This is a genomic window from Pararhodobacter oceanensis, from assembly GCF_003076755.1.
Classification (GTDB): Bacteria; Pseudomonadota; Alphaproteobacteria; order Rhodobacterales; family Rhodobacteraceae; genus Pararhodobacter; species Pararhodobacter oceanensis.
Map to the genome: position 1 here is coordinate 30,081 of NZ_QDKM01000003.1, position 24,177 is coordinate 54,257.

The window sequence follows — 24,177 nt, forward strand, 5'->3', positions numbered from 1 at the left end:
ATATGGATGCAATCCTTCTAGGTTTTCAGACACTTGCGACACCGATGGTGTTGTTCATGCTGGTCACTGGCCTGTTCGCCGGCATGATCGTCGGCTCGATCCCCGGCATCAATGACAATATCGCCTTCGCGGTGTTCATTCCGTTTTCCTTTGCCATGCCGCCGGATCAGGCGCTGGCGCTGATGGTCGGCGTCTATTGCGCGGCGGCCACCGGCGGCGCGATCCCCGCCATTGTGATCAAAGTGCCCGGCACTGCCTCATCGCTGCTGACCGCCGAAGACGGCAACGCCATGGCCCGCAAAGGCATGGCCGGTCGCGCGCTCTCAATCGCCATCACCTCCTCGGTGATCGGCGGCATCATCAGCTCGATTGTGCTGCTGTTCTTCGCCCCCTCGCTGGCCTCGGTGGCGCTGCGTTTTGGCTATGTCGAGAATTTCGCGCTGGCGATCCTCGGCCTGTCCAGCGTCGTCGGCCTGCTGCGCGGCAATGTGATCAAAGGCGCGATTGCGGCGATCATTGGCCTGACCGTGGCGACCATCGGCTTTAGCCCCGTCACCGGCTTTCCGCGCTATACGTTCGGCAATATCAACATGATCGAGGGCATCCCCTTTGTGCCGCTGCTCGTTGGCCTGTTCGGGGTCGCCGCGCTCTTGGATCTGATGGTCGATATTTTCCGCGACCGCAAAGACAACAAACCGCTGAGCAAACTGCCCGAGATCGGCTCGCTGTTGCTGCCGCGCGCGCTGATGCGCCGCCTCTGGCCGGTCTGGCTGAGCGGTGCCGCAATCGGCAATGTGATCGGTATGCTGCCCGGTGCGGGGATGCTGATGGCGATTTTCCTCGCCTATGACAACGCCGCCCGCCGCTTCCGCCGCCTATATGCCGGCAAACCCGGCGAGGAAGCCTGGGGCGAAGGCGTCCCCGAGGGTGTCGCCGCGCCGGAATCCGCCAACAACGCGGTGACCGCCTCCTCGATGGTGCCGCTGTTGTCGCTGGGCATCCCGGGCAACTCGACCTCGGCCCTATTCATCGGCGCACTGGCGCTGCACGGCATGGTGCCCGGCCCGCTGTTGTTCTCGCAACACGGCAATATCGCCTGGATGATTATCGTCGCTTTCCTCGTCGCCAACCTCCTAATGTGGCCGGTCGCCTTCTTGGTGATCCGCAGCGTCTCGAAGTCGATCTTCTCGATCCCCAAAGAGGTGCTGGTCGGGGTGATCGCGATGCTGTGCTTTATCGGCGCCTATTCGGACGGGGCCAATACCTTCAACATGTGGGTGGCGCTGGTCGCGGGTCTGGTGGCCTTTGTCATGCGGATGACGAAAATCCCCTTGGGACCGGCGATCCTCGGTTTGGTGCTGGGGCCGCAACTGGAGTCCTCGCTGAACAACTCGCTGCTGATTTCGCGCGGTGACTGGCTGGTCTTTATCGACCCGATCAACCACCCGATCAGCGCCGGGATGATCTTTGTCTCGGCCCTCTTGTGGATCGTGCCGGTGGTGCTGAACTTCCTGCCGAAAAAAGCCGCCTGACCCGATCGATCTTTCGCCCTTTAAGGAGGTGCATTTCATGAAGCGTGAAACCAAACTCATGCATTACGGGCGCATGCCCACACCCGGCCCGGCCAATCCGCCGGTGATGCGGGCCTCGACGATCCTGCATGACACGGTGGCCTCGTATAAGGGCACCAAGCTGGCGCGCGAAAGCGACGACGCGGTGCTCTCTTACGGGCGGCGCGGCACCACCACCGCGCATGCGCTGGCCGCCGCGATCAGCGATCTGGAGGGCGGCGAGGCGTGTTTTCTGTTCCCCAGTGGCGTCGCGGCGGTGGCCGGTGCGCTCGCGCCTTTCCTTGGCGCCGGTGATCACCTGCTGGTCGTCGACACGATCTTTCCCGCCACCCGCACCTATTGCGACACGGTGCTGACGCGGCTTGGCGTGACGGTGGATTACTTCCCGTGGGACACCACCGATCTGGGCGCCTATGCCAAGCCCAACACCAAGGCGGTGATGGTCGAATCCCCCGCCTCGCAGACCTATGAGGTGATGGACCTGCCCGCGCTCTGCGCCGATGCCCACGCGCGCGATCTGCTGGTCATTGCCGATAACACCTACGGTTCGGGCTGGCTCTATCGCCCGCTTGATCTGGGCTGCGATGTCTCGGTTGTGGCGGGCACCAAATATCTGGGCGGCCATGCCGATGTTATGATGGGCGCGGTTGCGGTCAAAGGCCGCGCCACCGCCGCCCTGCGCAAACACACCCATATGACCGGTCAGACCATCGGCCCCGATGACGCCTATAACTGCCTGCGCGGCATTCGCACGCTGGGTTTGCGGTTGGAACGCCATGAGGAAAACGGCCTCGCGCTGGCCAAATGGCTGGCGGATCGCCCCGAAGTTGCTTCGGTGGTGCATCCCGGCCTGCCCGGCCACGCCGGCGGCGAGATCTGGAAGCGCGACGCGATGGGCTGCAACGGCCTGTTCAGCGTGTTCTTCACCGAAGGGTTCGACGCCGAGGGCTTTGTTGACCGGCTGAGCCTCTTTGCCATCGGCAGTTCCTGGGGCGGCTATGAAAGCCTCGCGATGCCCTCGAACCCCGAGGCAGGGCGCCAGTTCCCCAATACCACACGGAGCGGCCAGATGGTCCGTTTCCATGCCGGCCTAGAGCATATCGACGATCTGATCGCCGATATGCAGGCGTCTTTCGACGCCGCCACCGGCTGAGCTTCACCGCGCGCCGCACCGAATAGGCGCCGCGCGCCCCCAATTCACGCATAGTCAGAAAGAGACATCCCCATGGGTACGAGCGTTTTTGATTCCATTCTTTTGAAAAACTCCTGGTCGACCGAGGAAATGCGCAATGTGTTCAACGACGAGGCCCGCATCCAGCGCTGGCTCGACGTTGAGGCCGCACTCGCCCTCGTGCAGGCCGATCTGGGCATGATCCCCGCCGAAGCCGCCAAGGAAATCGCCGCCAAGTCGCAGTTCGACCAGATCGATATGGACTATGTCCTGCATCATCTGGCGATCACCAAACACCCGCTGGTGCCAGTGGTGCGCGGGCTCGAGCACGCCTGCGAGGGCGACGCGGGCGAATACGTCCACTTTGGCGTCACCACGCAGGATATCATCGACACCGGCTTGATCCTGCAAATGAAGGACGCCACCGCGATCCTGCGCCGCGACCTTGAGGAAATGGCGGGCTACCTGCTCAACCTGAGCGTCGAGCACCGCAACACCCCGATGATGGGCCGCACCCTGTCGCTGCAGGCAATCCCGGTCACCTTCGGCTTCAAAACCGCGATCTGGCTGTCGGAAATCGACCGTCACCTGCAGCGCCTCGACGAGATGGACGCCCGCGTGTTCGTCGGCTCGATCGTCGGCGCGGTCGGCACCAAAGCCTCGTTTGGCCCGAAAGCCGACGCGATGGAGAAAGCCGTGAACGAGCGCCTCGGCCTCGGCACGCCGAATATCTCGTGGCAGCCGGCACGTGACCGGATGTATGAATTCGGCGCGGTGATGGGCGGCATCAACGCCACCCTGAACAAGATCGGCAACCAGCTGCTGCTGCTCACCCATAACGAATTTGACGAGATCGCCGAGCCCTTCGGTGAGGGTCAGGTCGGCTCCTCCACCATGCCGCACAAGCGCAATCCGGCGGTCACCGAGAATTCCGTCACGGTCAGCAACACGCTGAAATCCAACATCAATATGATGTCGGACATCACCAAACACGAGCACGAGCGCGACGGTGCGATCTGGAAGATGGAATGGAAGATCATTCCCGAAATCTGCCTGATGCTCTCGGTGGTCACCGCCAATTTGAACTTTGTTCTGGGCGGGCTGGAAGTCAAGAAAACCAGCATGCTGGCCAATCTCGACCTGCTCAAAGGCTACGCACTGGCCGAGCGGGTGATGTTCGCACTGGCCGACAAGCTGGGCAAACAGACCGCACATGAAGAAGTCTATCACGCGGCGATGAAAGGCATCGAGGGTGGTATTACCTTCAAGGAGGCACTGGCCGCAAACAAAGCGATCAGCGGCGCCCTGACCGAGGCCGAGCTTGACACCCTGCTGGACGCGACCACCTATGTGGGCGACTCGCCCAATATCGTTGACCAGTTGGTCTCGGACGTCAAAGCCGGTGGCCGGATCGCCTAACGCGGTCCTGCCCTGCTGATGGCACACCGCCTCTGTTGGTCTTGAAAAGGAAGATAAAATGACCCAATCCGCAACCCATTCTGCCGTTTTGGCGTCCTTTGTTACCGCGCTCGAGTATGACGCGATTCCGGCCTCGACCATCACGCGGGCCAAGCAGTTGATCACCGACACCTTAGGTGTCGGCCTCTCGGGCAGCTTGCACCCGAACTTCAAAATCGCGCTGGCGGGGGTGCAAGCCATTCCCGGCAGCGCGGGCGAGCGTCCGGTGCTCGGCAGCACGGCAACGCTGGCAGCACCCTATGCGGCGCTGGTCAACGGCGTTGCCTGCCATGTGCTGGATTTCGACGACACCCACACCGCCTCGATCGTCCACGGCAGCGCCATCCTGACGCCCTTGGTTCTGGCCCTGGGCGAAGAGATCGGCGCCTCTGGCCGTGACATTCTCACCGCCTTTGTCGCCGGATGGGAAGTGGCGGCGCGGGTCGGCATTGCCTCGGGCAATTCGTTCCACAACCGCGGCTTCCATTCGACCGCCATCGCCGGCGCCTTCGGCGCCACCGCCGCCGCTGGCAAACTGCTGGGGCTAACGCCAGAGCAGATGCAACACGCTCTGGGCCTTTGCGGCTCGCAAGCCTCTGGTGTGACCGAATTCTTGGTGAATTCCTCGTCGTCCAAGGGCTATCACGTCGGCTGGGCGGCGCAGAACGCGATCATCACCGCGCATCTGGCCCGCGCCGGAGCCACCGGCCCCGAGACGATCTTTGAGGGTCGCAAGAGCGTCTTCAACACCCACGGATTGCCGGACCTTTCCGACCCTGCACTGGTTAGCGCCGATCTCGGCAGCCGCTGGGAGACCGAGAATGTTTCGATCAAACCCTACCCCTGCTGCCATTTCGCCCATGGCGCGGTGGACTGCGCGATTGAGCTGCGCGCAGACGGCATCAAGCCCGAAGACATCGCCAATATCCACGCGATCATCGACGAGGTCGCCGCCGGTTTCGTCTGCGATCCCATCGAGTCGAAATACACCCCCGCCAATGCTTACGGGGCGAAATTCAGCCTGCCCTATCTGGTCGCCTGCGGGTTGATCGACGGCAAGGTCGAGCAAGCCTCCTTCACCGCCGACCAGATCCAGCGCCCCGACCTCTTGGAACTGGCGCGCAAGACCACCTATGAGAACGCCGAAAAAGGCACCACCGGCTTCCCGAAATACTTCCCCGGCCATCTGCGGATCACCCTGACCGACGGGCAGGTGATCGAGAAACGCGTGGCGATCAACCGCGGCAACCCCGACGCGCCGCTGACCTCGGATGAGGTCGCGCAGAAGTTCAAAAGCTGCACCGCCAACCTGATGCCCGCCGCAACCGCCGACGCACTGGTGGGCGCGGTGATGTCCCTCGACAGCGACAACGGCCTCGCCGACCTCCAGCGCGAACTCGCCAGCGTCGCAACGCGGTAAAGACGCCAAAAGGGTCAATCCATCCGGGTTGGCCCTTGTTTTTATGCCTGCACGGCAGCAACCACCACCAAAACCGCCCCGCGTCACACACTATGCGACTGCGCGCACCCCGCCCGCAAGCAACCCAAGCGAACGCCGGATTCGCGCGACAATCAGCAGCAGTGTATCAGAAAACCACGCGCGGCAGAGCGGGGCAATCCCAAGACTCTTTTGCTCAATGCCATGAAAGTGGCGGAGACGATGGGATTCGAACCCACGAGACCCTTCCGGGCCTACTCCCTTAGCAGGGGAGCGCCTTCGACCACTCGGCCACGTCTCCGCTGACCCGTTTAGACAGGTAGCATCCGAGAAACAAGGCGAAAATTGTGCTTTTTTGGCCCTGCGCGACATATGTTTGATATACATATGTCCGCCGCTCGCGCCACAAACGCCCTCGCTTGAATGGCCTCTCATTGCTGCAGCCGGATCCAGTCAACGAAGGCATCAAGGGCGGCGCTGGGGGATTTGCTGCGCGGAACGGCCAGAAAATACCCGTAGGTCGAGAGATCCTGATCCGACAGCCGGAACAGTTTTTCCTCGCTGATCTCGCTTTGGCTCAGATCGTCCATCAACGCCACCCCCTGACCGTCGATCACCGCCTGAACGCGGACGTTGGGATCGGGGATGATCAGCGTATCGCGGCGGGTCTGGCGCGGCAGATTGGTCGCGTCGAACCAATCCGACCATGCGTTGCTGTCATCATGATCGCGCAACAGAGTGAATGACGCGAACGCCTGTTCGATCCCCTGCGTCCTGACCGCCTCGGCGGCGGCGCGGTTGCCCACTGGAAACGCCGGCATCGGCATGAACGGGGTGATCTCGGCATCAGTCCAGTCGCCGTTTCCCCAGCGGATCGCAATATCGATCCCTTGTCTTTCCAGATCAAAGAGTTTGATCATCGGCTGGATGCGCAACTGGATGTCGCTATGGGTTTCGAGGAAGGACATCAGCAAGGGCGACAGCCAGCGCGCCGCGAAATAGGTCGATACACCCACCGTCAGGCTTTGCGTGCTCATGCCCTTAAGCGCGATCAGCGCGCGTTCGATGCTGTGGAAATGGCGCTGGCCGATGGCCAGCAACTGGCTGCCGCTTTCGGTCAAAGTGACGCCACGGGAACTGCGCTGGAACAGCGTCAGCCGCAGGTCGTCTTCGAGCGTCTTGATCTGATAGCTGATCGCGCCTTTGGTCATGTTCAATGCCGCCGCCGCGTCGGAAAAGCTCGGGTATTGAGCGATTTCCACGAACAGGCGCAACCCGTCATGATGGCGGAACTTAATAGGCATGAGTGAGCGTATAATTTTCTTGAACGCTGAGACAAGAAAATTTCGATATCCAGTGATGAATTCCTAGCCAATAGTGCCGTTACGGGGAAATTGAGGAGGTATTGGGTTGGAAAATCTTGACGCTTCAACGCATATTACCAAGCGACACAACACGCGGCGGGGACGATTGGCGCGCCATAATGCACCGTTTGAAAGCCCGATCTACCACCGGCGCAAGATCCCCGCATATGCGATGCTTGATGACGCGGCCCTGCGCCGGATCGAGGATCAGGCGGACTGGATCCTGCACAACATCGGCATCGAGTTTCACGATGACCAGACCGCGCTAGATCTGTTTGCGGCGGCGGGTGCGCAGGTCGAGGGCACACGGGTCAGGTTCGAGCCGGGGCTTGTGCGCGCGCTCTGTGCGACTGCGCCGCGACAGTTCCGGCTGCATGCGCGCAATCCCAAGAACACCGTCACCCTTGGCGGCGATGATGTGGTGCTGATGCCGGGCTATGGTTCGCCCTTCGTGTCGGATCTCGAGCGCGGGCGGCGCTATGCGACCCTTGAGGATTTCCACAACTTCGTAAAACTCACCTATGCGGCGCCGAACCTGCACCATTCGGGCGGAACGGTGGTGGAGCCGACGGATATTGCGGTCAACAAACGCCATCTGGATATGGTGCTGGCCCATCTGACGCTGTCGGACAAGCCGTTTATGGGGAGCGTCACCGCGGTGGAGCGCGCGCAGGACAGTATCGAGATGGCGCGGCTGGTGTTTGGCGCCGGTTTCATGAGCAGGCATGCGGTGATGCAGGCGAATATCAACGTCAACTCGCCGCTGGTTTACGATCACACGATGTCGGGGGCACTGCGGGTCTATGCGGCAGCCAATCAATGCGTCTGCGTCTCGCCGGCGATTTTTGCCGGCGCCATGGGGCCTTTGTCACCGGCGGCGGTTGCCGCGCAAACTCTGGCCGAAGCGATGGTCGGCATCGCCCTGACGCAGCTTGTGCGCAAGGGCTGCCCGGTGGTGTTCGGCAGCTTCCATTCAACGATGAACCTGCGCTCGGGCGCGCTGACCTTTGGATCGCCCGAGGCGAATATGACCACCATGGCGATCGCGCAATTGGGCCGCCGTCTGGGGGTTCCGGTGCGTGCAGGCGGCGGGCAGATCACCGCGTCGAATGCCCCCGATGCGCAAGCGATGCAGGACAGCGCCGGTGCCATGTGGTCCACGCTGCTGTCGGGGGCGCATCAGGTGTGGCACGCGGCGGGCTGGCTCGAGGGTGGGCTGGTGATGTCTTATGAGAAATTCGTGCTCGATCTCGATCATTGCGGCGCGATGCTAAAGCTGTTGCAGGGCTTTGGCACCGAGGAGGAGGCCTTTGGCCGTGATGCCTATCTGGAAACCGGACCCGGCCAGAATTTTCTCTCGACCGCGCATACTTTGCGCCATTACACGACGGCCAATTTCGCCCCCGCAGTACCCGAGGGCGGCGCGTTCGAGACCTGGCAGGAGAACGGCGCCAAGACCGCCGATCACCGCGCCACCGCCCTGTGGCAAAAGATGCTGGCCGATTACCAGCAACCCGCCATGGATGAGGCAATCCATAGCGCCCTGACCGCTTTCGTGGCCGAGCGCAAAGCCTCGATGCCCGATGAATGGTATTAGAAGGAGCAGATATGACCGAAGACCTCAGCCGCAGCTCGGCGCTTGCGTCGCGCCACATTGCCCTTGGATCGGGGCTGGAAGACTGGAACGGGATGGGCACCGCATGGAGCTATGACAGCGCCCCCAATGACGAACATGATGCGGTGCGTGAGCGCGCGGGGATGTTCGATATGTCGCCGCTCAAGAAGGTCTTTGTGCGCGGCCCCGAGGCGCAGGCGGTTCTCGATCATCTGACCACCCGCGACATGACCAAACTCGTGCCCGGCAAGGCCACATATACATGCGTGTTGACCGAGCAGGGCGGCATCGCCGACGACGCGATCGTGTCGAACAACGGCGGCGATGAATGGATGATCGTACACGGGTCGGGCGATACGATGGCACTGCTTGAGGCCTCGGCACAAGGCCGCGATGTCTCGGTAGAGTTTACCGATGATTTGCACGATCTGTCGGTGCAGGGTCCGGCGGCGCTGGATATTCTGAACGCCCATTGCGATATGGATCTGGCGAGGCTGGCCTATTTTGACCATGCGGCCACGCGGCTCTTCGGTCATCCCTGCCGGATATCGCGCACCGGCTATTCCGGCGAACGCGGCTACGAGATTTTTGCCGATGGCAGGGTGATCGGCGAGATTTGGGATCGGCTGGTGCAGGCCGGTGTCATGCCTTGTTCGTTCACCGCGCTCGACAAGCTGCGGATCGAGGCGGGGCTGTTGTTTTACGGCTATGACATGAGCGAGGACAACACCCCGTGGGAGGTTGGTCTTGGCTTTACTATCGGCAAGAGCAAAGGCGCGTTTCGCGGCAAATCTGCGGTGCTTGCGGCCAAGGGCGCGCCCGCTGTGGCCAACGTTTGTCTGGACATTGATCACGCGGATATGGTCGCGGGGGGCGAGGTGCTGTCAATGGACGGGGTCGAGGTCGGGGTGGTCAACAGCCCGTGTTACTCGCACCGGCTGGGCAAGTCCTTGGCCTTGGCGCATATCAAACCGGATATTGCGCTGGGCAGTATTCTGGACCTGAACGGCGGTGGGATCACCACCACCGCAACCGTGGTTCAAAGCCCGATCTACGACCCCCAGAAATCACGCACACATGCTTGATTGCCGCGTATCGTGCCTGCATTGCAGCGAGGCGCGATTTACCCCGCGCTGATCGCCTGAACGGCGGCCAGAACGGCGGCTTTGGTTTGGTCCAGATCGTCATTGGTGACGGCCAAAGACGGGTAAAGCTTGCCCGGCGATTTGAACACGCCATTGGCGCGCAGCACCCTGTTGTAAAGCGCGTTGCGTTGCGGGTCGTCGTGACGCGCGCTTCGGTAATCGCGACAGGGGGATTGCGTGAAAACAATGTCGAAAAGCGTTTCATCGCCGCAAATCTGATGCGCGATTCCGGCGTCTGACAGGGCGGATGTTTGCATGTCTTGCAGGGTTCTACCGATAGCACGCAGCCTGTCATAGCTCCCATCGCGGCGCAGCACTTCCATCGTCTTGAGCCCCGCCGCCGCCGCCACCGGGTTTCCAGACAGCGTGCCAAGCTGCATCAGCCATTTGTCAGCGCCGACCACGGATTTGTCAAAATGCCGCATGATTTCGGCGCTCGCCCCAAGGGCTGCCAGAGGAAAGCCGCCGCCGATGATTTTGCCCAATGTGCAGATGTCGGGGGTCACGCCGTAGCGCTCCTGCGCGCCGCCGTAAGCCAGACGAAAGCCGGTTACGATCTCGTCAAAGATCAGCAACACATGGTATCGGTCACACAGATCGCGCAGCCCTTGCAGATAGCCGGGTTCGGGCGCGATGATCCGTTGCAAAGGCTCGGCAATGATCGCGGCGATGTCATCATGCTCGGCCAGCAGCGCCTCGACCGCCGCCAGATCATTATAGGGCGCGATCAGCATCTGATCGGCGACGCTTTGGGGAATGCCCGCGCTGTCCGGCACCGCTTGCGGAAAATTCACGCGGGTTGCGGGCGCGAGGCTCATCTGCGCTTCGGCGCTCATCCCGTGATAGCCGCCCTCGAACTTCAGGATCTTGGTGCGGCCGGTATAGGCGCGGGCGAGGCGGATGGCATACATATCGGCCTCGCCGCCGGACGCGACAAACCGGACCTGCTCGCAGCAGGGCACGGCCTCGACGATCGCCTCGGCCAGTGCAATCCCTTTGGCGTTATTGGCAAAAAACGTCATGCCCTTGGGAAGCTGTTCGAGAACGGCCTCGATGACCTCGGGGTGGCCATGCCCCAAAAGCATCGGGCCGGAGCCGATCAGATAGTCGATATATTCCTGCCCGTCTTCATCCCAGACGCGGCTGCCCTCGCCACGCGCAATGATGATATCGGGGTCGAAATTGCCAAAGCCACCGGCGGGCAAAACCGCCTGCGCGCGGGCGATCCATTCGGATTGAGAGGTCAGTTTCTGCATGTCTTAATCCAGTTCTAGAATAGGCGGGCCGAGAATATCCATGTCAGGTGTCACGCCCAGCCCCGCGCCCTCGGGCGGGGCGATGCGGCCCATCTTGCGGGTGGGGCAATCCGGCGCGATCCTTGGCGAGACATAGGACGACAGATCACAGGTGTTGAGCAATGCCGCCTGCGGCGTTGAGGCGGCGAAATGCAGCGCGGCGGCGGTGACAATATCCGATCCCCATGTGCATTCCGCGCAGATTTCCGCGCCCAGATGCAGGGCCAGGTCCCGCGCGCGTCGCATCGCTGACAGGCCGCCGAACTTGGACAGCTTGAGCGCCACAGCATCCAGCACGCCCAACTCGGCGGCGCGCATCAGGGACGCGAGATCATAGGCGCTTTCGTCAATCTTCATCGGCAATCCGGTTGCTTGCCTGACCGCCGCGCAGTCTTCGAGCGACTTGCAGGGTTGTTCCAGCATGATGTCACGATCCGCCACCGCGCGACCGGTGCGGGTGGCCTGCAGCTTTGTGGCACCGCAATTCCAATCGCCGTAAACCAATGGCCCGTAGCCCACCGCCTCGCGCACGCGGATCAGGCGTTCGGCGTCTGCCTGCCAATCGGCATCGGCACCCAGCTTGACCTGAAACTGGCGAATGCCAGTGGCATAAGCCTCTTTGGCGATCCGCGCCATGTCCTCTGGCGCGATGCAGGTGATCGAATGATAGAGCGGCATGTCACGGCAGCTGCGCCCGCCCAACAGGGCATAGAGGGGCAGCCCTGTGACCTTTCCATAGAGATCCCAAAGCGCCATATCGACGATGGATTTCGCGTGCAGATGCCCTTGCAAAAACCCGTCCAGTTTGCGCATCGGCGCATCAATCCCCAATGGCGTGGTGCCAAGGATTTCGGGCGCCATGTCCTGAAGTGCGCTTGGCACACCATCGGCAAAGGCGGGCAGGTAATGTGGGATCGGGCACACCTCGCCCCAGCCTTTCAGGCCGGTATCGGTGTCCAGACACAGCACGTGGGTTTTGACCGTGTCGCAGGTTTTGCCTTCGGCCATATAGTAGGTGTCATGGCTGGTCAGATCGACGGACCACAGGGTGATGCGATTGACCTTCATCGACAGGCCCCCGGATTGTCCGGCGCCTTTGCCTCGGGATGAAGACCCGGCGCGGTGTTTAGGCGCATGTGCAGCCGCGCGGGCCCGCTGAGCGCGCCGCGGGTGCCATGGCGGATCGAGAGCGCATCCACGGCAGGCGTCGGGCAAGGCCATGCATGCCGCAATGACATTTGCTCATGGTCACCCCGCGCCAAGCTGCCTGGGGCGTTCAGCCTATCTGGCAAAATCATGCATCCACCCTCGGCTTCAGGCTTTGCGGGTCATAGGCGGGTTCGCCGAGCACGCGGGCGCGGCGCGGCGCGCCGTGGATCACCACCTCAAGCGCCGTGTCAGGCTTGGCGGCCTCGGGTTTGATATAGGCAAAGGCCAGTATTTTCCCGACGCTCGGCCCGAATGCCACCGATGCAGTTGCACCGACGACCTCGCCCTCCAACATCACCGCCTCGCCGCCGTGGCCATCCGCCTTGCCGTCCGGCTCGATTTCCAGATAGGCGCAGACCCACCGCAAGTCGGAATTGAGCGTTTCATCACGGCCCAGATACTCCTTGTCGGTGCGGGCAAAGCGCAGCACATCGGCCTCGGCCAAGGTGACTTCGTTGGTCAACTCGCCTGCGCCTTTGAAGCCCTTTTCCATCCGCATCGCATTCATCGCGAAGGACCCGTAGTCCGTGATGCCCAATGCTTCGCCCGCCGCCCAGAGCGCGTTATAGACGTCCAGACAGGCGCTGTTTGGCATATGGAACTCCCATCCCAATTCACCGGCGTAGGACATGCGCAGCGCCCAGATGTCATGGCCCGCCACGGTGATCTGCTGCGCAGACAGCCAGCGGAAGCCGGCGTTGGACAGATCAGCCTCGGTGCAGGCGGCGAGCACGTCGCGCGCCTTTGGCCCGTTTATCGCCAGCGCCGACCAGTCCGAGGACAGGGCGGTGATCGCGACCTCCTCGCCTGCGCGGTGCTGGTTGAGATGGTCGAGCAGGCGCTGTTCAAAGAAGGCCGCACACACGAGATAAAACGCATCCTCGGCCATTCGCACAATGGTCGTTTCCAACTCGATCCGCCCGGCGCGGTTGAGCATATGGGTCAGCTTGATCGAGCCGACCTTCTGCGGCATACGGTTGGCGGTCAGACGATCCAGCAGCGCAAAAGCATCCGGCCCCTCGACCAGAACCTTGGTGAACGCGGTGACATCGACGATGCCGACCGCCTCGCGCACCGCTTTCACTTCGGCGGCGACCAGATCATCGACGGGTGTGCGGTTGAAGGAATAGTGATCCTCTTGCGCGATGCCACGGGCGAAAAAGCGGGGGCGTTCAAACCCGTATACCTCTTCATGAACCGCGCCTTTGGATTTCAGCAACTCATGCAACGGCGAGGGTTTGACGGGCCGCCCGGCCAATCGGTTGAAATGCGGGAAGGGGATTTCATGGCGCAGGCAATAGTCTTCCTCGGCTTTGACCACCTGCCAACCCTTGGTGGCATAGCTGCCAAAGCGGCGAGGGTCATAGTCGCGCATGGAAATATCCGCCGCCCCATGCACCATCCAGCGCGCCAGCTCGCGTGTCAGCCCCGGACCCCAGCCAATGCCGATCTGCGTGCCGCAGCAGCACCAGTAATTGCGCACGCCCGGCGCCGGACCGATCAGCGGGTTGCCATCCGGCGGATGCGAGATTGCGCCGTGGACCTCGCGCTGGATGCCGAGCTCCGCAAAGATCGGCATGCGGTTCAGGCTTTCCTCAAGATAGGGCATGACGCGGTCGTAATCGGCGTCGAACAGCCAGTTTTCATACTCCCACGGGCAATGATCGTGCCAGACCGAGTTCGGGTTCTCTTTTTCATAAATCCCGATCAGCCCGCGCTTTTGCTCCATGCGGATGTAGCCGGAGACTTTTTTGTCGTCGCGAATGACCGGCAGTTCCGTGTCCAGCGCCGCGAATTCGGGAACGGGCTCGGTGACAAAGTAATGGTGGGTCATCGAGGTCATCGGCAGTTGCAGCCCCGACCATTCCCCCATTTGCCGCGCATAGGTGCCGCCCGCGTTAACCACATGTTCGCAAAGAATCGTGCCCTTGTCGGTCTCGACCTGCCACTCACCTGAGGGCAGTTGCGTGATGTTGGTGGCGCGGCATTGCCGGATGATCCTGACGCCTTTTTGTCGCGCGCCCGCGGCCATTGCCATCGTTACATTGGTCGGATCCACATGGCCGTCATCGGGCGTGTGCAGCGCGCCCAATACGCCGTCGAGATTGTAGAACGGGTGCAGTGCAGCGACCCGATCCGGGCCGACCAGTTCGATGTTGAAGCCCAGCGCGCGCCCGACCGACAGCGTGTGCCGCAGCCAATCCATCTCGTCTTGCGTATAGGCCAGCCGGAACGAGCCGCAGCCGTGCCATGACACGGGCTGGCCGGTTTCCGCCTCAAGCGCGCCGGAATACAGGCCGATGTTGTAATCGACGCATTTGCCCAAGCCATAGCTCGAGGTCGAATGGGTGATCTGTCCGGCGGCGTGCCAAGTGCTGCCGGAGGTGAGCTCTGCTTTTTCCAGCAAAACCGTGTCAGCGCCCCAGCCCTCATGGCCCAGATGATAGGCAAGACCCACGCCCATCACGCCGCCCCCGACGATAACAACACGCGCTGTGGTTGGAAATTCAGAGGCCACGGGATGATCCTTTACATGAGTTGTATTTCCTCTCGACAGGCTAAGAGGACAAATATACCATCGTCAATCATGAATGCGACAAATGTATCAAAAACGATTCTGGACCGTCTTGCCGATGAGCTGTCGGACCTCACCCCCGAGGCGCGCAAAGCGGCCACCTATGTGCTGGAAAACCCCCGCGATGTGGGGGTGTCCACGGTGCGCGAAATCGCGCTGGCGGCAAAGGTGAAGCCCAACACCGTGGTGCGCATGGCACGGCAGGTGGGGTTCGAGGGCTATGAGGATTTCCGCGCACCGTTCCGCGACGCGATTCGCAGTGGTGCGGCGGATTTCCCGGACCGCGCGCGCTGGCTGCAGGACATTTCCAAATCGGGCGATCTTGGCGGGCTTTACGCCGATATGGTGCGCGATGTGATGTCCAATATCGAGGACACATTCGCCGCGATCTCGACGGAGGACCTGAAGACCGCCGCCGATGCCATCTGGAAAGCGCGGCGGGTGTTTACGCTGGGCGTCGGGGTGAACAACTCGGTCGCGCGCAATTTCACCTATCTGGCCTCCACCGGCATGACCGAATTTCACGCGATCCCCCGCTCTGGATCGACACCGGTGGATGACCTCGCTTGGGCGGATGATCAAGACATCCTGATCGCCATCACCTGCAAACCCTACCGCTCGGAAGTTGTCGAGGCGGTGTCGATCGCAAAGGAACAGGGCCTGACCATCGTCGCCCTCTCCGACAGCCCCGCCAGCCCGATCATTCGCATGGCCGATCACGGGTTTGTCGTCTCCGTCGACACGCCGCAGTTCTTTCCGTCATCGGTCGGCATCATCGCGCTGCTGGAAACGCTTTTGTCTTTCGTGATTGCGGTCGCCAGCGATGAAATCCCCCAGCGGGTCGAGACGTTCCACAAACGCCGCCACCAGCTTGGCCTTTACTATGCGGAGGACAAATGACCGAACCCATCAGATCCTTGGCCGCGCGGTATTACACCGACCCGCAGGTGTTCAAACTGGAAACTGCGGGGCTTTTGGCGCAGACGTGGCAATTTGGTTGTCACGCCTCGGAACTGGCCAAGACCGGCGACTATTCAACCTTTGAAATCGCCGGAGAAAGCCTGTTTGCGATCCGTGGGCGCGACGACAAGATCCGCGTCTTTTACAACGTCTGCCAGCACCGCGCGCATCAATTGGTCAGCGGCACCGGCACCACCCGCGTGGTGGTCTGCCCCTATCACGCCTGGACCTACGAACTGAGCGGCGAGTTGCGCGCGGCCCCCAATATCAACGCCGTCGAAGGCTTCGATAAATCAACCATCTGCCTCAACGAAGTGCGCGCCGAAGAGTTCCTCGGCTTTGTCTTCGTCAACCTCGACCCCGAGGCCGCACCGATGGAGGAATGGTTTCCCAACGCCCGCGCCGAACTTGAGGAATGGGTGCCCAATTGGGCCAAACTGAAACCGTTAGAATGGGTGGATATCCCCGAAAACTGCAACTGGAAGGTCTCGGTCGAGAATTACTCGGAATGCTACCATTGCGCGTTGAACCATTCGACCTTTTCCAGCGGCGTGGTCAAACCCGAGACCTATGACATCCAGCCACAGGGCAAATGCTTGCGCCACACCACCGAATGCCAAAGCCTCGAGCGCATGACCTATCGTGTGAATTCCGGCTTTGCCCATCAATACGAGTATTCTAGCTGGTTCCTCTGGCCGATGTTCTCGTTTCAGGTCTATCCGGGCAATGTGCTGAACACCTACCACTGGCGCGCGGTTGATGCCGATCATGTGGTGGTGTGGCGCGGTTGGTATTCGGTTGACGGGATCGATGACGAGAAAATCCGCCAGCTGGCAGTGCAGGACCGCCAAACCACAGTTGCCGAAGACATCCGGCTGGTCGAGAGCGTCCAACGCGGCCTTAGGTCTCGCGGCTACAGGCCGGGCCCATTGGTGGTGGACCCTTGCGGCGGGGTGAACTCGGAGCATCCGGTGATGCATCTGCAGGCTTGGATGCGCGAGGCGATTGATGGGTGACTGCGCGAGGCTGGGACGCCCCTCGCCGCTTGGACGGCCGACGGCCTTGACCCCGCGATTGCACCGATATCCTGTCTCGGCTGATATTTGGGCCGCGCCCATCAACGCGAGACACCGTATGACAATCCTCTCTAACCTCGGACTAGACCTGCATGAAAACCTATTGGCAAAACTATATTGACGGCGCTTGGGTCGATGGCGGCGCGGGGCGGGTGGATATCATCAACCCCGGAGCCGGTGAAAAACTGGCCGAACAGGCGCTTGCGGATGCAGGCGATGTGGACCGCGCGGTGATGGCCGCCACCCGCCTGCATCACTCAGGCGCCCTATCGGACCTGCGCCCGGTCGAGCGCGGGCGGATGGTGCAGGCGATGGGCCGCTATCTGCTGGAGCATATCGACCAGATTGCGCCGGTTTTGACCTTGGAACAGGGCAAGCCGCTCTGGGAGGCTCGCATCGAGGTGGAAGGCGCCGCGCGGTATTTCGAATACTACGGCAATCAGGCCGAGACGGTTGAGGGCCGCTCGATCCCGCTTGGTAAAGACTATTTCGATTTCACCCTCTATGAGCCCTTCGGCGTCTCGGCGCAGATCATTCCGTGGAATTATCCGGTCGAGATGACCGCCCGCTCGCTCTCGGCAGCGCTGGCCACGGGCAACACCTGTGTGATCAAATCCCCCGAACTTACCCCGCTGAGCATCGCCTGGTTTGCCAGCGCCGCCGAGGCCGCCGGATTTCCCGCAGGGGCAGTGAATATCCTCTGCGGCTGGGGCCATGAGGCCGGCGCCGCGCTCTCGGCGCACCCGCATGTCAACCAGATCGTCTTCACCGGATCGGTGCCGACAGGGGTGGCGATTGCCAGCGCCGCGGCCCTAAATGTGGTGCCCTGCGTGTTGGAGCTTGGCGGCAAATCCGCCGCGATTGTCCATGATGACGCCGATCTCGACGCCTTCGAGACCGATGTTCGCTGGGGGATCTACTTTAACGCAGGTCAAGTTTGCTCGGCGATGAGCCGGGTGATCGTCCATGAGAGCCTGCATGACGCGCTGGTCGAGCGCATGGTCGGCGTGGCGCAATCGCTGACGGTGAAACCCGGTATCGAACAGCCGGAGTTCGGCCCCACCATGGGCGCGATGGTCTCCGAACCCCAACGCGACCGCGCCGCCCGAATGGTCAGTGACGCGCAAGCGCAGGGGGCCCATGTGGCCACCGGCGGTCACAAGTTGAACCGAGCGGGGGCATTTCTTGAACCCACCATCGTCAGCGGTGTCACCCCCGATATGACCATCGCCAATGAAGAGGTCTTTGGACCGGTGCTGTCGGTTCTGAGGTTTTCCACCGATGAAGAGGCCATTCGCATCGCCAACGGGACACCCTACGGGCTGGTCGGCGGCGTCTTCACCCGCAATCTGGACCGCGCCACCAGCGCCGCACGGCGGCTGCGCGCGGGGCAGGTGTTTGTCAACGAATGGTATGCCGGCGGGGTCGAAACGCCCTTCGGCGGCTATGGCAAATCAGGCTATGGTCGCGAAAAGGGCCGCGAGGCGCTGTGGAACTACGTGCAGACCAAAAACGTCGCAATCAGACTAAGGGGCTGAAAAGATGAGCGCATTTGATGAAGACCTGTTCCTCAAGGGGCTGGAGCAACGCAAATCGACGCTGGGCGCGGAATATGTCGAAAAGAACCTCGCCGCGGCAGATGAGTTTACCCGCCCGTTTCAAGAAGCGATGACGGCGTGGTGTTGGGGCTTTGGCTGGGGCGATGATGTGATCGACGCCAAGACCCGCTCGATGATGAACCTGTCGATGATCGGCGCCTTGGGCAAGATGCACGAATGGGAAATCCATTGCCGCGGCGCGATCAACAACGGCGTCACTCAGGATGAAATCCGCGCAATTATCCACGTCATCGGCATCTATTGCGGCGTCCCGCAAGCGCTCGAGTGTTTCCGCGTGGCCCGCAAGGTTCTCGAGGCACCTTAACCCGCCCTGAACCACGCGCCTTTTGAGACATTGACACAACGCGCTGAGGCGCCGGATTGCGGCTGGGCGCAGAGTTTGGCTGAGGCCAAAGCTCACGCCGCCGCACCCTTCGCACTCGGTCCGCTCTAAATTCCATAGGCCAAGCGGTGATGACACGCACCGATCGGAGCGTTGAAGCTGTGACGAAGCCCCTGCCCCCGTCGCACTCTCGCCCGCGCCAACTGCTCACCAGAGCGCGGCGGGCCGCGGGGCGACGTGCGCCCGATACCCCACTCTGACGCCGCAGCGCGGCACCTCCCTGCCCAACCCGCAACCAACATGACCGTTAGCGCTCGATTCGGGCACCGGCAGCCCGTGCACCTGTAGCGCCGGGCCGTAAATCAACCCGTCGCAACATCACCGTAAATTCAACCGCATATCCACGCGGAACCTGCATCGAATTGATGACATTGCGCCATCGCTCTGTAAAGCTACCGCGATATCGTCGGTCATAATCTACGGAGGGCATTGATGTTATTCAGCATGCATGAACAGGAGCGGCTCATGGTCTACACGGCCGGAAAGCTCGCTCTGGAACGCAAGGAGCGAGGGCTTAAGCTCAACCTTCCCGAGGCGACCGCGCTGCTGACGTCATTTCTGCTCGAAGGCGCGCGCGACGGCGAAACCGTGACCGATCTGATGGAATGGGGCCGCAATGTTCTGACCCGCGACGATGTGATGGAGGGCGTCCCCGAGATGATCGCCCAGATTCAGGTCGAGGCCACATTCCCCGACGGAACCAAACTTGTGACAGTGATGGAGCCGATCAGATGACCCGCAAGCTGAACCCTTTTGCCGAACTGCTGTCGCAATCGATCAAGGACAGTTTCGAAGACGATATCCCGCGCCATGAGACCGATGATCCGGGCCGCGATTATGACCAGACCAGCTCGGAATCGCCCGGACAGACCAAATCCTCTGGCTTCAGCGCGCCCAGCACCCCGCGCCGCGCCGGTGGCGGCGCGCGGCAGGCGCCACGCCGCCAGTCGAAAGAACCACTCGATATCAATGCCGCACCGATGATCCCCGGCGAGATCCTCTATGGCGAGGGCGATGTGATCATCAATGAGGGACTAGAGGTCACCACTTTGCGGGTGTCCAACACCTCGGACCGGCCGATCCAGATCGGCTCGCATTTCCATTTCGCCGAAGTGAACGCCGCGCTGGAGTTCGACCGCGAGGCGGCATGGGGCAAGCGGCTGGCGGTGCTTTCGGGCGGGGCGGAACGCTTCGAGCCGGGCGCGGTGGCCGAAGTCAGCCTCGTGCCGATCAGGGGCAAACGCATCGTTTTGGGGCTGCGCGGGCTGTGCAAAGGGGAGTTGGACAATGCAAAGAATTGATCGCCGCGAATATGTGGCCTCTTACGGGCCGACCAAGGGCGACCGCATCCGCCTTGCCGACACCTGCCTGACCATCGAAGTCGAAGAGGATCTCTCGGGCGGCGGCGATGAATCGGTCTTTGGCGGCGGCAAATCGATCCGTGAATCTATGGGACAATCGGGGCAGACCCGCGCCCAAGGCACCCCCGATCTGGTGATCACCGGCGCGGTGATCCTTGATCACTGGGGCATCATCAAGGCCGATATCGGCATCCGCGACGGGCGCATTGTCGGCATCGGCAAATCCGGCAACCCTGACACGATGGACGGTATTGATCCGGCGCTGGTGATCGGCCCCTCGACCGAGATCATGGCCGGTAACGGGCTGATTGCCACCGCCGGTGCGATTGATACCCATGTGCATTTCGTCGGCCCGCAGATGATGCAGATCGCGCTCGCCTCCGGCATCACCACAGTCACCGGCGGCGGCACCGGCCCGACCGAAGGCTCCAAGGCGACGCTGGCCACGCCCGGCTCATGGTGGATGGAGCGGATGCTTGAAGGCTTCGATCCATGGCCGGTCAATGTGCTGTTTCTGGGCCGCGGCAACACCATGTCCAAAGAGGCGATGTGGGAGCAGTTGCGCGGCGGCGTCGGCGGTTTCAAGGTCCATGAGGACTGGGGCGCGACGCCGGCGGTGATCGACGCCTGCCTCTCGGTGGCCGAAGACTCCGGCGTGCAGGTGGCGATCCATTCGGACACGCTCAATGAGGCCGGTTTCGTTGAGGATCTGTTGCGCGCGGTCAATGGCCGCACCTTCCACGCCTTCCATACCGAGGGTGCGGGCGGTGGTCATGCGCCCGATATCATCTCGATTGCCGGTGAGCGCAATGTGCTGCCCGCCTCGACCAACCCGACACGGCCCTTCACCCGCAACACCGTCGCCGAGCATCTCGACATGGTGATGGTCGCGCACCACCTGAACCCGCAGGTGCCCAACGATCTGGCCTTTGCCGAAAGCCGCGTGCGCGCCGGCACGATTGCCGCCGAGGATATCCTGCATGATCTCGGCGCGATCTCGATCATGTCCTCGGATGCGCAGGCGATGGGGCGGATCGGCGAGACCGTGCTGCGCACTTGGCAGACCGCGCACCAGATGAAAAAGCTGCGCGGCTCGGCCAAGGGCGATGACCGCGCCGACAATAACCGCGCGCGGCGCTATGTGGCGAAATACACCATCTGTCCGGCGGTGGCGCATGGGCTCGAGCGCGAGATCGGCTCGATTGCGGTGGGCAAAAAGGCCGATATCGTGATGTGGCAACCCTCGCTCTTTGGCGTCCGCCCGCATACGGTATTCACCGGTGGCATGGTGGCGACGGCAGCTCTGGGCGATCCCAATGCCTCGATCCCGACGCCGCAGCCGGTGATGCAGCGCACCGGGTTCAACGTCCATTCCCCCGCCGCAGGGGCCAGCAGCGTGGCCTTTGTCTCGCAGGTGGCGATTGACGACGGGCTGCCCGGGCGGATCAACACCAGCCGCCGGTTTGTCGCCATCGAGAACACCCGTGGACGCGGCAAAGAGGATATGCCCGAAAACACCGCCCTGCCCCGTATCGAGGTCGATCCCAACACCTATTCGGTGAAGATCGACGGCGAGATTGCCGATCACGAACCCGCCGACGAAGTGCCGATGGCGCAGCGCTACTTCCTGTTCTGAATGGGACAGGTTGATCTGGGCCGACAGGCAGCGCTGTTGCTGCTCGCGGACGGACGTCTGCCCGCCGGTGGCTATGCCCATTCCGGCGGGCTGGAACCCGCGGTGATCGCGGGACGGGTGCGCAATATGGCCGATCTCGAGGCGTTTCTAACTGGCCGCGCGCAAACCGCGGGGCTGGTCGCCGCCGCCTTTGCCGCCGCGGCTTGCGCACGCGCCAGCCGCGATGACCTCGCCGCGCTGCCCGAACTCGAAGCCGAATTCGACGCCCGCATCCCCTCGCCCGAGTTGCGCAAGGTCTCGCGCGATCTGGGGCGGCAATTGCAGCGCGCGATGGGCAGCATTCATCCGCACCGCTATTTCTCGGCTCTGGGCCGCGCGCCGCACCAGCCTTTGGTGATGGGGGTCGCGGCCTCGGTTCTGGGGCTTGGCCCGCAAGACGCGGCGCTGGCGATCCTGCACGACAATAACGCAGGTGCCGCCGCCGCCGCCAAGCTGATGCGCGTCGATCCCTTCGAGGTGCACGCGATCCTCGCCCGCGCCACCGGACCGCTGGATGATCTGGCCCGCCGCGCCGCCGAGACCGCCGATGCCGACCCCGCCGATCTGCCCGCGCCCAGCGCGCCGCTGGCCGATATCGCCGCCGAACACCACAGGAGGGCGGATGCGCGACTCTTTGCTTCCTGATCCCTCGCCCCGCGGTCTTGCACGGGCAATCGGCGCGATGTTCGCCCATGCCTCGGTGAGTAGCGAGTTGGCCGCCAATGGGCACAGCAGCCAGATCGGCAACCTGCGCTCGGACGGGCCCTTGGTGCTGCGCAAAAGCAACCCGAAGGGCCCCGAGCCGCTGACCCACCGCGATCCCGGCGTCGCGCGGGTGATGCTGGCGGCGGGCACCGCAGGCCCATTGGGCGGCGATGGCTACCGTTTCGATGTCCATGTCGGCGCCGGCAGCACGATGGTGTTGACCGAGGCTTCGGCGCTTTTGCTCTTGCCCGGGATTAGCGGCGCGCGCTCGAGGTTTGCGATCAATATCACCGTCGAGGCGGGCGCGACCTTGGTCTGGTGGGCCGAGCCGATCATCGCGGCGCAGCACTGCAACCACCACCACGAAGTGCGCATTTCACTGGCGCCCAGCGCGCGGATGATCCTGCGTGAAGAGATGATCCTTGGCCGCCACGGCGAGACGCCCGGCGATTTCACCAGCCGCTTGCGCATCACCCGCGATGGCGCGCCGCTCTATGATCAACAGCTCGAATTCGGCCCCAAGGCAGCCGGGTTTGACGGCGCAGCGGTGCTGGGCGCGGCGCGTGCAACCGGCTCGGTGATCGCGGTTGATCCCGCGTGGCAGGACGCCCCTCCGCAAGCCCAGCCTTACCACCCGCAGGCGGTGCTCACCCCCCTCGCCGGTCCCGGCGTGGCGATTGCGGCGGTGGCCCCCGACAGCCTCGAATTGCGCAACCTGTTAACCCAAGGCTTACAATATCTCGGCCCGCCATGGGCGATTTGATACGAAGGACCAAAACCGATGCATGACCACCCCAGCCACAACGAAACCCGCGCCCTGCGCCTTGGCGTCGCCGGCCCCGTCGGCACCGGCAAAAGCTCGGTGATCGCTGCGATCTGCCGCCAGTTGCGCGATGAATTCGCCTTGGGCGTGATCACCAACGACATCTACACCGACGAGGACGCGCGATTCCTGAAATCCGCCGGTGTGTTGCCCGCCGAGCGTATCCGCGCGGTGGAAACCGGCTCTTGCCCGCATACCGCGATCCGCGATGATGTGACGATGAACCTGATCGCGGTCGAGGATATGGAGCGCGATTTTGCCCCGCTCGATATCGTGCTGGTGGAAAGCGGCGGCGACAATCTGACCGCAACCTTCTCGCCCGCTTTGGTTGATGCGCAGATCTTTGTGCTTGATGTGGCGGGCGGTGGTGATGTGGCGCGCAAAGGCGGACCGGGTATCAGCGGCGCCGATCTCTTGGTGATCAACAAGATCGACCTTGGCGAGCATGTCGATGTCGATGTCGACCGCATGGTTGCCGATGCCACAAGCGCCCGCAAAGGTGGGCCGGTATTGGCCCTGTCGCGCAAACGTCCCGAGACGGTGGAACAGCTCTGCGCTTGGGTGCGCGAGATGCACAAGACCTATGCCGCGGGCGGCCATATTCCCGTCGATCCCGGCCCGATGGCGCCCCATCACCATGGCGAGGGCGACGGACATACGCACAGCCACGGTCATAGCCACGGGCATTCCCATAGCCACGGATACACGCATTCGCACGACTGAAGTTAACCGCAG

20 protein-coding genes and 1 tRNA gene are annotated in these 24,177 nt (G+C 62.5%); 16 read left to right on the plus strand and 5 right to left on the minus strand.

The genetic code is table 11. From position 1 onward, the window contains the following. Positions 1-2 precede the first annotated feature (2 nt). The 4 genes from DDE20_RS07720 to DDE20_RS07735 all read left to right on the plus strand — a co-directional run bounded on the left by DDE20_RS07720 (position 3) and on the right by DDE20_RS07735 (position 5,620). The gene (locus DDE20_RS07720; RefSeq protein WP_116557915.1) at positions 3-1,532 is read left to right on the plus strand and encodes a tripartite tricarboxylate transporter permease; all 1,530 of its coding nucleotides are present in this window, start codon (positions 3-5) and stop codon (positions 1,530-1,532) included. A gap of 37 nt (positions 1,533-1,569) precedes the next feature. Then, on the plus strand, positions 1,570-2,724 hold the full coding sequence (gene metC, locus DDE20_RS07725) for a cystathionine beta-lyase (RefSeq protein WP_116557916.1): 1,155 nt from the start codon (positions 1,570-1,572) through the stop codon (positions 2,722-2,724). A 72-nt stretch (positions 2,725-2,796) separates the two neighbouring features. Next, on the plus strand, positions 2,797-4,161 hold the full coding sequence (gene purB, locus DDE20_RS07730) for an adenylosuccinate lyase (RefSeq protein WP_116557917.1): 1,365 nt from the start codon (positions 2,797-2,799) through the stop codon (positions 4,159-4,161). 58 nt (positions 4,162-4,219) lie between these two features. Then, positions 4,220-5,620, plus strand: a complete 1,401-nt coding sequence (locus DDE20_RS07735; protein WP_116557918.1) for an MmgE/PrpD family protein — start codon at positions 4,220-4,222, stop codon at positions 5,618-5,620. Between the two features lie 229 nt (positions 5,621-5,849). Here the strand turns inward: DDE20_RS07735 and DDE20_RS07740 are convergent. Both DDE20_RS07740 and DDE20_RS07745 read right to left on the minus strand, forming a co-directional pair. Next, a tRNA-Ser gene (locus DDE20_RS07740) sits at positions 5,850-5,939 on the minus strand. A gap of 130 nt (positions 5,940-6,069) precedes the next feature. Beyond that, on the minus strand, positions 6,070-6,942 hold the full coding sequence (locus DDE20_RS07745; protein WP_116557919.1) for a LysR substrate-binding domain-containing protein: 873 nt from the start codon (positions 6,940-6,942) through the stop codon (positions 6,070-6,072). A gap of 106 nt (positions 6,943-7,048) precedes the next feature. Between DDE20_RS07745 and DDE20_RS07750 the strand changes: the two genes are divergently transcribed. After that, positions 7,049-8,599, plus strand: coding sequence for a trimethylamine methyltransferase family protein (locus DDE20_RS07750; protein WP_116557920.1), 1,551 nt, complete (start codon positions 7,049-7,051; stop codon positions 8,597-8,599). Positions 8,600-8,610: 11 nt separating this feature from the next. Further along, positions 8,611-9,702, plus strand: coding sequence for an aminomethyl transferase family protein (locus tag DDE20_RS07755; protein WP_116557921.1), 1,092 nt, complete (start codon positions 8,611-8,613; stop codon positions 9,700-9,702). 38 nt (positions 9,703-9,740) lie between these two features. On the opposite strand, the gene DDE20_RS07760 is transcribed toward DDE20_RS07755, so the two are convergent. The 3 genes from DDE20_RS07760 to DDE20_RS07770 all read right to left on the minus strand — a co-directional run bounded on the left by DDE20_RS07760 (position 9,741) and on the right by DDE20_RS07770 (position 14,784). Then, positions 9,741-11,018, minus strand: coding sequence for an aspartate aminotransferase family protein (locus DDE20_RS07760; RefSeq protein WP_116557922.1), 1,278 nt, complete (start codon positions 11,016-11,018; stop codon positions 9,741-9,743). Between the two features lie 3 nt (positions 11,019-11,021). Next, a complete protein-coding gene (locus tag DDE20_RS07765; protein ID WP_116557923.1) occupies positions 11,022-12,125 on the minus strand; it encodes a mandelate racemase/muconate lactonizing enzyme family protein in 1,104 nt (367 codons plus the stop codon). Positions 12,126-12,351: 226 nt separating this feature from the next. Next, positions 12,352-14,784, minus strand: a complete 2,433-nt coding sequence (locus DDE20_RS07770; protein WP_116557924.1) for an FAD-dependent oxidoreductase — start codon at positions 14,782-14,784, stop codon at positions 12,352-12,354. 69 nt (positions 14,785-14,853) lie between these two features. Here DDE20_RS07770 and DDE20_RS07775 point away from each other — a divergent pair, with 69 nt between their 5' ends. The 10 genes from DDE20_RS07775 to ureG all read left to right on the plus strand — a co-directional run bounded on the left by DDE20_RS07775 (position 14,854) and on the right by ureG (position 24,165). Continuing rightward, complete coding sequence (locus DDE20_RS07775; protein ID WP_116557925.1) at positions 14,854-15,741, plus strand: MurR/RpiR family transcriptional regulator; 888 nt, start codon at positions 14,854-14,856, stop codon at positions 15,739-15,741. Beyond that, positions 15,738-16,817: an aromatic ring-hydroxylating oxygenase subunit alpha gene (locus DDE20_RS07780; RefSeq protein ID WP_116557926.1), complete on the plus strand. Its 1,080-nt coding sequence runs from the start codon at positions 15,738-15,740 to the stop codon at positions 16,815-16,817. Before DDE20_RS07775 ends, DDE20_RS07780 begins: the two co-directional genes overlap by 4 nt. Before the next feature lie 152 nt (positions 16,818-16,969). Then, a complete protein-coding gene (locus tag DDE20_RS07785) occupies positions 16,970-18,415 on the plus strand; it encodes an aldehyde dehydrogenase family protein (protein ID WP_116557927.1) in 1,446 nt (481 codons plus the stop codon). Between the two features lie 4 nt (positions 18,416-18,419). Further along, positions 18,420-18,800 carry a carboxymuconolactone decarboxylase family protein gene (locus DDE20_RS07790; protein WP_116557928.1) on the plus strand — a complete coding sequence of 127 codons (381 nt, stop codon included), beginning with the start codon at positions 18,420-18,422 and terminating at the stop codon, positions 18,798-18,800. A gap of 522 nt (positions 18,801-19,322) precedes the next feature. Further along, a complete protein-coding gene (locus DDE20_RS07795) occupies positions 19,323-19,613 on the plus strand; it encodes an urease subunit gamma (protein ID WP_417587106.1) in 291 nt (96 codons plus the stop codon). Between the two features lie 245 nt (positions 19,614-19,858). Further along, entirely contained in the window at positions 19,859-20,179 is a 321-nt protein-coding gene (locus DDE20_RS19125; protein WP_205961647.1) for an urease subunit beta, read from the plus strand. Next, positions 20,166-21,875, plus strand: a complete 1,710-nt coding sequence (locus DDE20_RS07805; protein ID WP_116557931.1) for an urease subunit alpha — start codon at positions 20,166-20,168, stop codon at positions 21,873-21,875. Before DDE20_RS19125 ends, DDE20_RS07805 begins: the two co-directional genes overlap by 14 nt. A 36-nt stretch (positions 21,876-21,911) precedes the next feature. After that, the gene (locus tag DDE20_RS07810; RefSeq protein ID WP_240607912.1) at positions 21,912-22,559 is read left to right on the plus strand and encodes an urease accessory protein UreF; all 648 of its coding nucleotides are present in this window, start codon (positions 21,912-21,914) and stop codon (positions 22,557-22,559) included. Further along, complete coding sequence (locus DDE20_RS07815; protein WP_165814457.1) at positions 22,537-23,382, plus strand: urease accessory protein UreD; 846 nt, start codon at positions 22,537-22,539, stop codon at positions 23,380-23,382. The genes DDE20_RS07810 and DDE20_RS07815 overlap by 23 nt, the downstream gene beginning before the upstream one ends. 18 nt (positions 23,383-23,400) lie before the next feature. Next, positions 23,401-24,165: an urease accessory protein UreG gene (gene ureG / locus DDE20_RS07820; RefSeq protein ID WP_116557934.1), complete on the plus strand. Its 765-nt coding sequence runs from the start codon at positions 23,401-23,403 to the stop codon at positions 24,163-24,165. Positions 24,166-24,177: the final 12 nt, after the last annotated feature.

Excerpts from the sequence above, each read along its gene's own strand:
- DDE20_RS07720 (WP_116557915.1), top strand. The coding sequence starts at position 3 with ATGGATGCAATCCTTCTAGGTTTTCAGACACTTGCGACACCGATGGTG.
- metC (WP_116557916.1), top strand. The coding sequence starts at position 1,570 with ATGAAGCGTGAAACCAAACTCATGCATTACGGGCGCATGCCCACACCC.
- purB (WP_116557917.1), top strand. The coding sequence starts at position 2,797 with ATGGGTACGAGCGTTTTTGATTCCATTCTTTTGAAAAACTCCTGGTCG.
- DDE20_RS07735 (WP_116557918.1), top strand. The coding sequence starts at position 4,220 with ATGACCCAATCCGCAACCCATTCTGCCGTTTTGGCGTCCTTTGTTACC.
- DDE20_RS07745 (WP_116557919.1), bottom strand. The coding sequence starts at position 6,942 with ATGCCTATTAAGTTCCGCCATCATGACGGGTTGCGCCTGTTCGTGGAA.
- DDE20_RS07755 (WP_116557921.1), top strand. The coding sequence starts at position 8,611 with ATGACCGAAGACCTCAGCCGCAGCTCGGCGCTTGCGTCGCGCCACATT.
- DDE20_RS07760 (WP_116557922.1), bottom strand. The coding sequence starts at position 11,018 with ATGCAGAAACTGACCTCTCAATCCGAATGGATCGCCCGCGCGCAGGCG.
- DDE20_RS07765 (WP_116557923.1), bottom strand. The coding sequence starts at position 12,125 with ATGAAGGTCAATCGCATCACCCTGTGGTCCGTCGATCTGACCAGCCAT.
- DDE20_RS07775 (WP_116557925.1), top strand. The coding sequence starts at position 14,854 with ATGAATGCGACAAATGTATCAAAAACGATTCTGGACCGTCTTGCCGAT.
- DDE20_RS07780 (WP_116557926.1), top strand. The coding sequence starts at position 15,738 with ATGACCGAACCCATCAGATCCTTGGCCGCGCGGTATTACACCGACCCG.
- DDE20_RS07785 (WP_116557927.1), top strand. The coding sequence starts at position 16,970 with ATGAAAACCTATTGGCAAAACTATATTGACGGCGCTTGGGTCGATGGC.
- DDE20_RS07790 (WP_116557928.1), top strand. The coding sequence starts at position 18,420 with ATGAGCGCATTTGATGAAGACCTGTTCCTCAAGGGGCTGGAGCAACGC.
- DDE20_RS07795 (WP_417587106.1), top strand. The coding sequence starts at position 19,323 with ATGCATGAACAGGAGCGGCTCATGGTCTACACGGCCGGAAAGCTCGCT.
- DDE20_RS19125 (WP_205961647.1), top strand. The coding sequence starts at position 19,859 with ATGATCCCCGGCGAGATCCTCTATGGCGAGGGCGATGTGATCATCAAT.
- DDE20_RS07805 (WP_116557931.1), top strand. The coding sequence starts at position 20,166 with ATGCAAAGAATTGATCGCCGCGAATATGTGGCCTCTTACGGGCCGACC.
- DDE20_RS07815 (WP_165814457.1), top strand. The coding sequence starts at position 22,537 with ATGCGCGACTCTTTGCTTCCTGATCCCTCGCCCCGCGGTCTTGCACGG.
- ureG (WP_116557934.1), top strand. The coding sequence starts at position 23,401 with ATGCATGACCACCCCAGCCACAACGAAACCCGCGCCCTGCGCCTTGGC.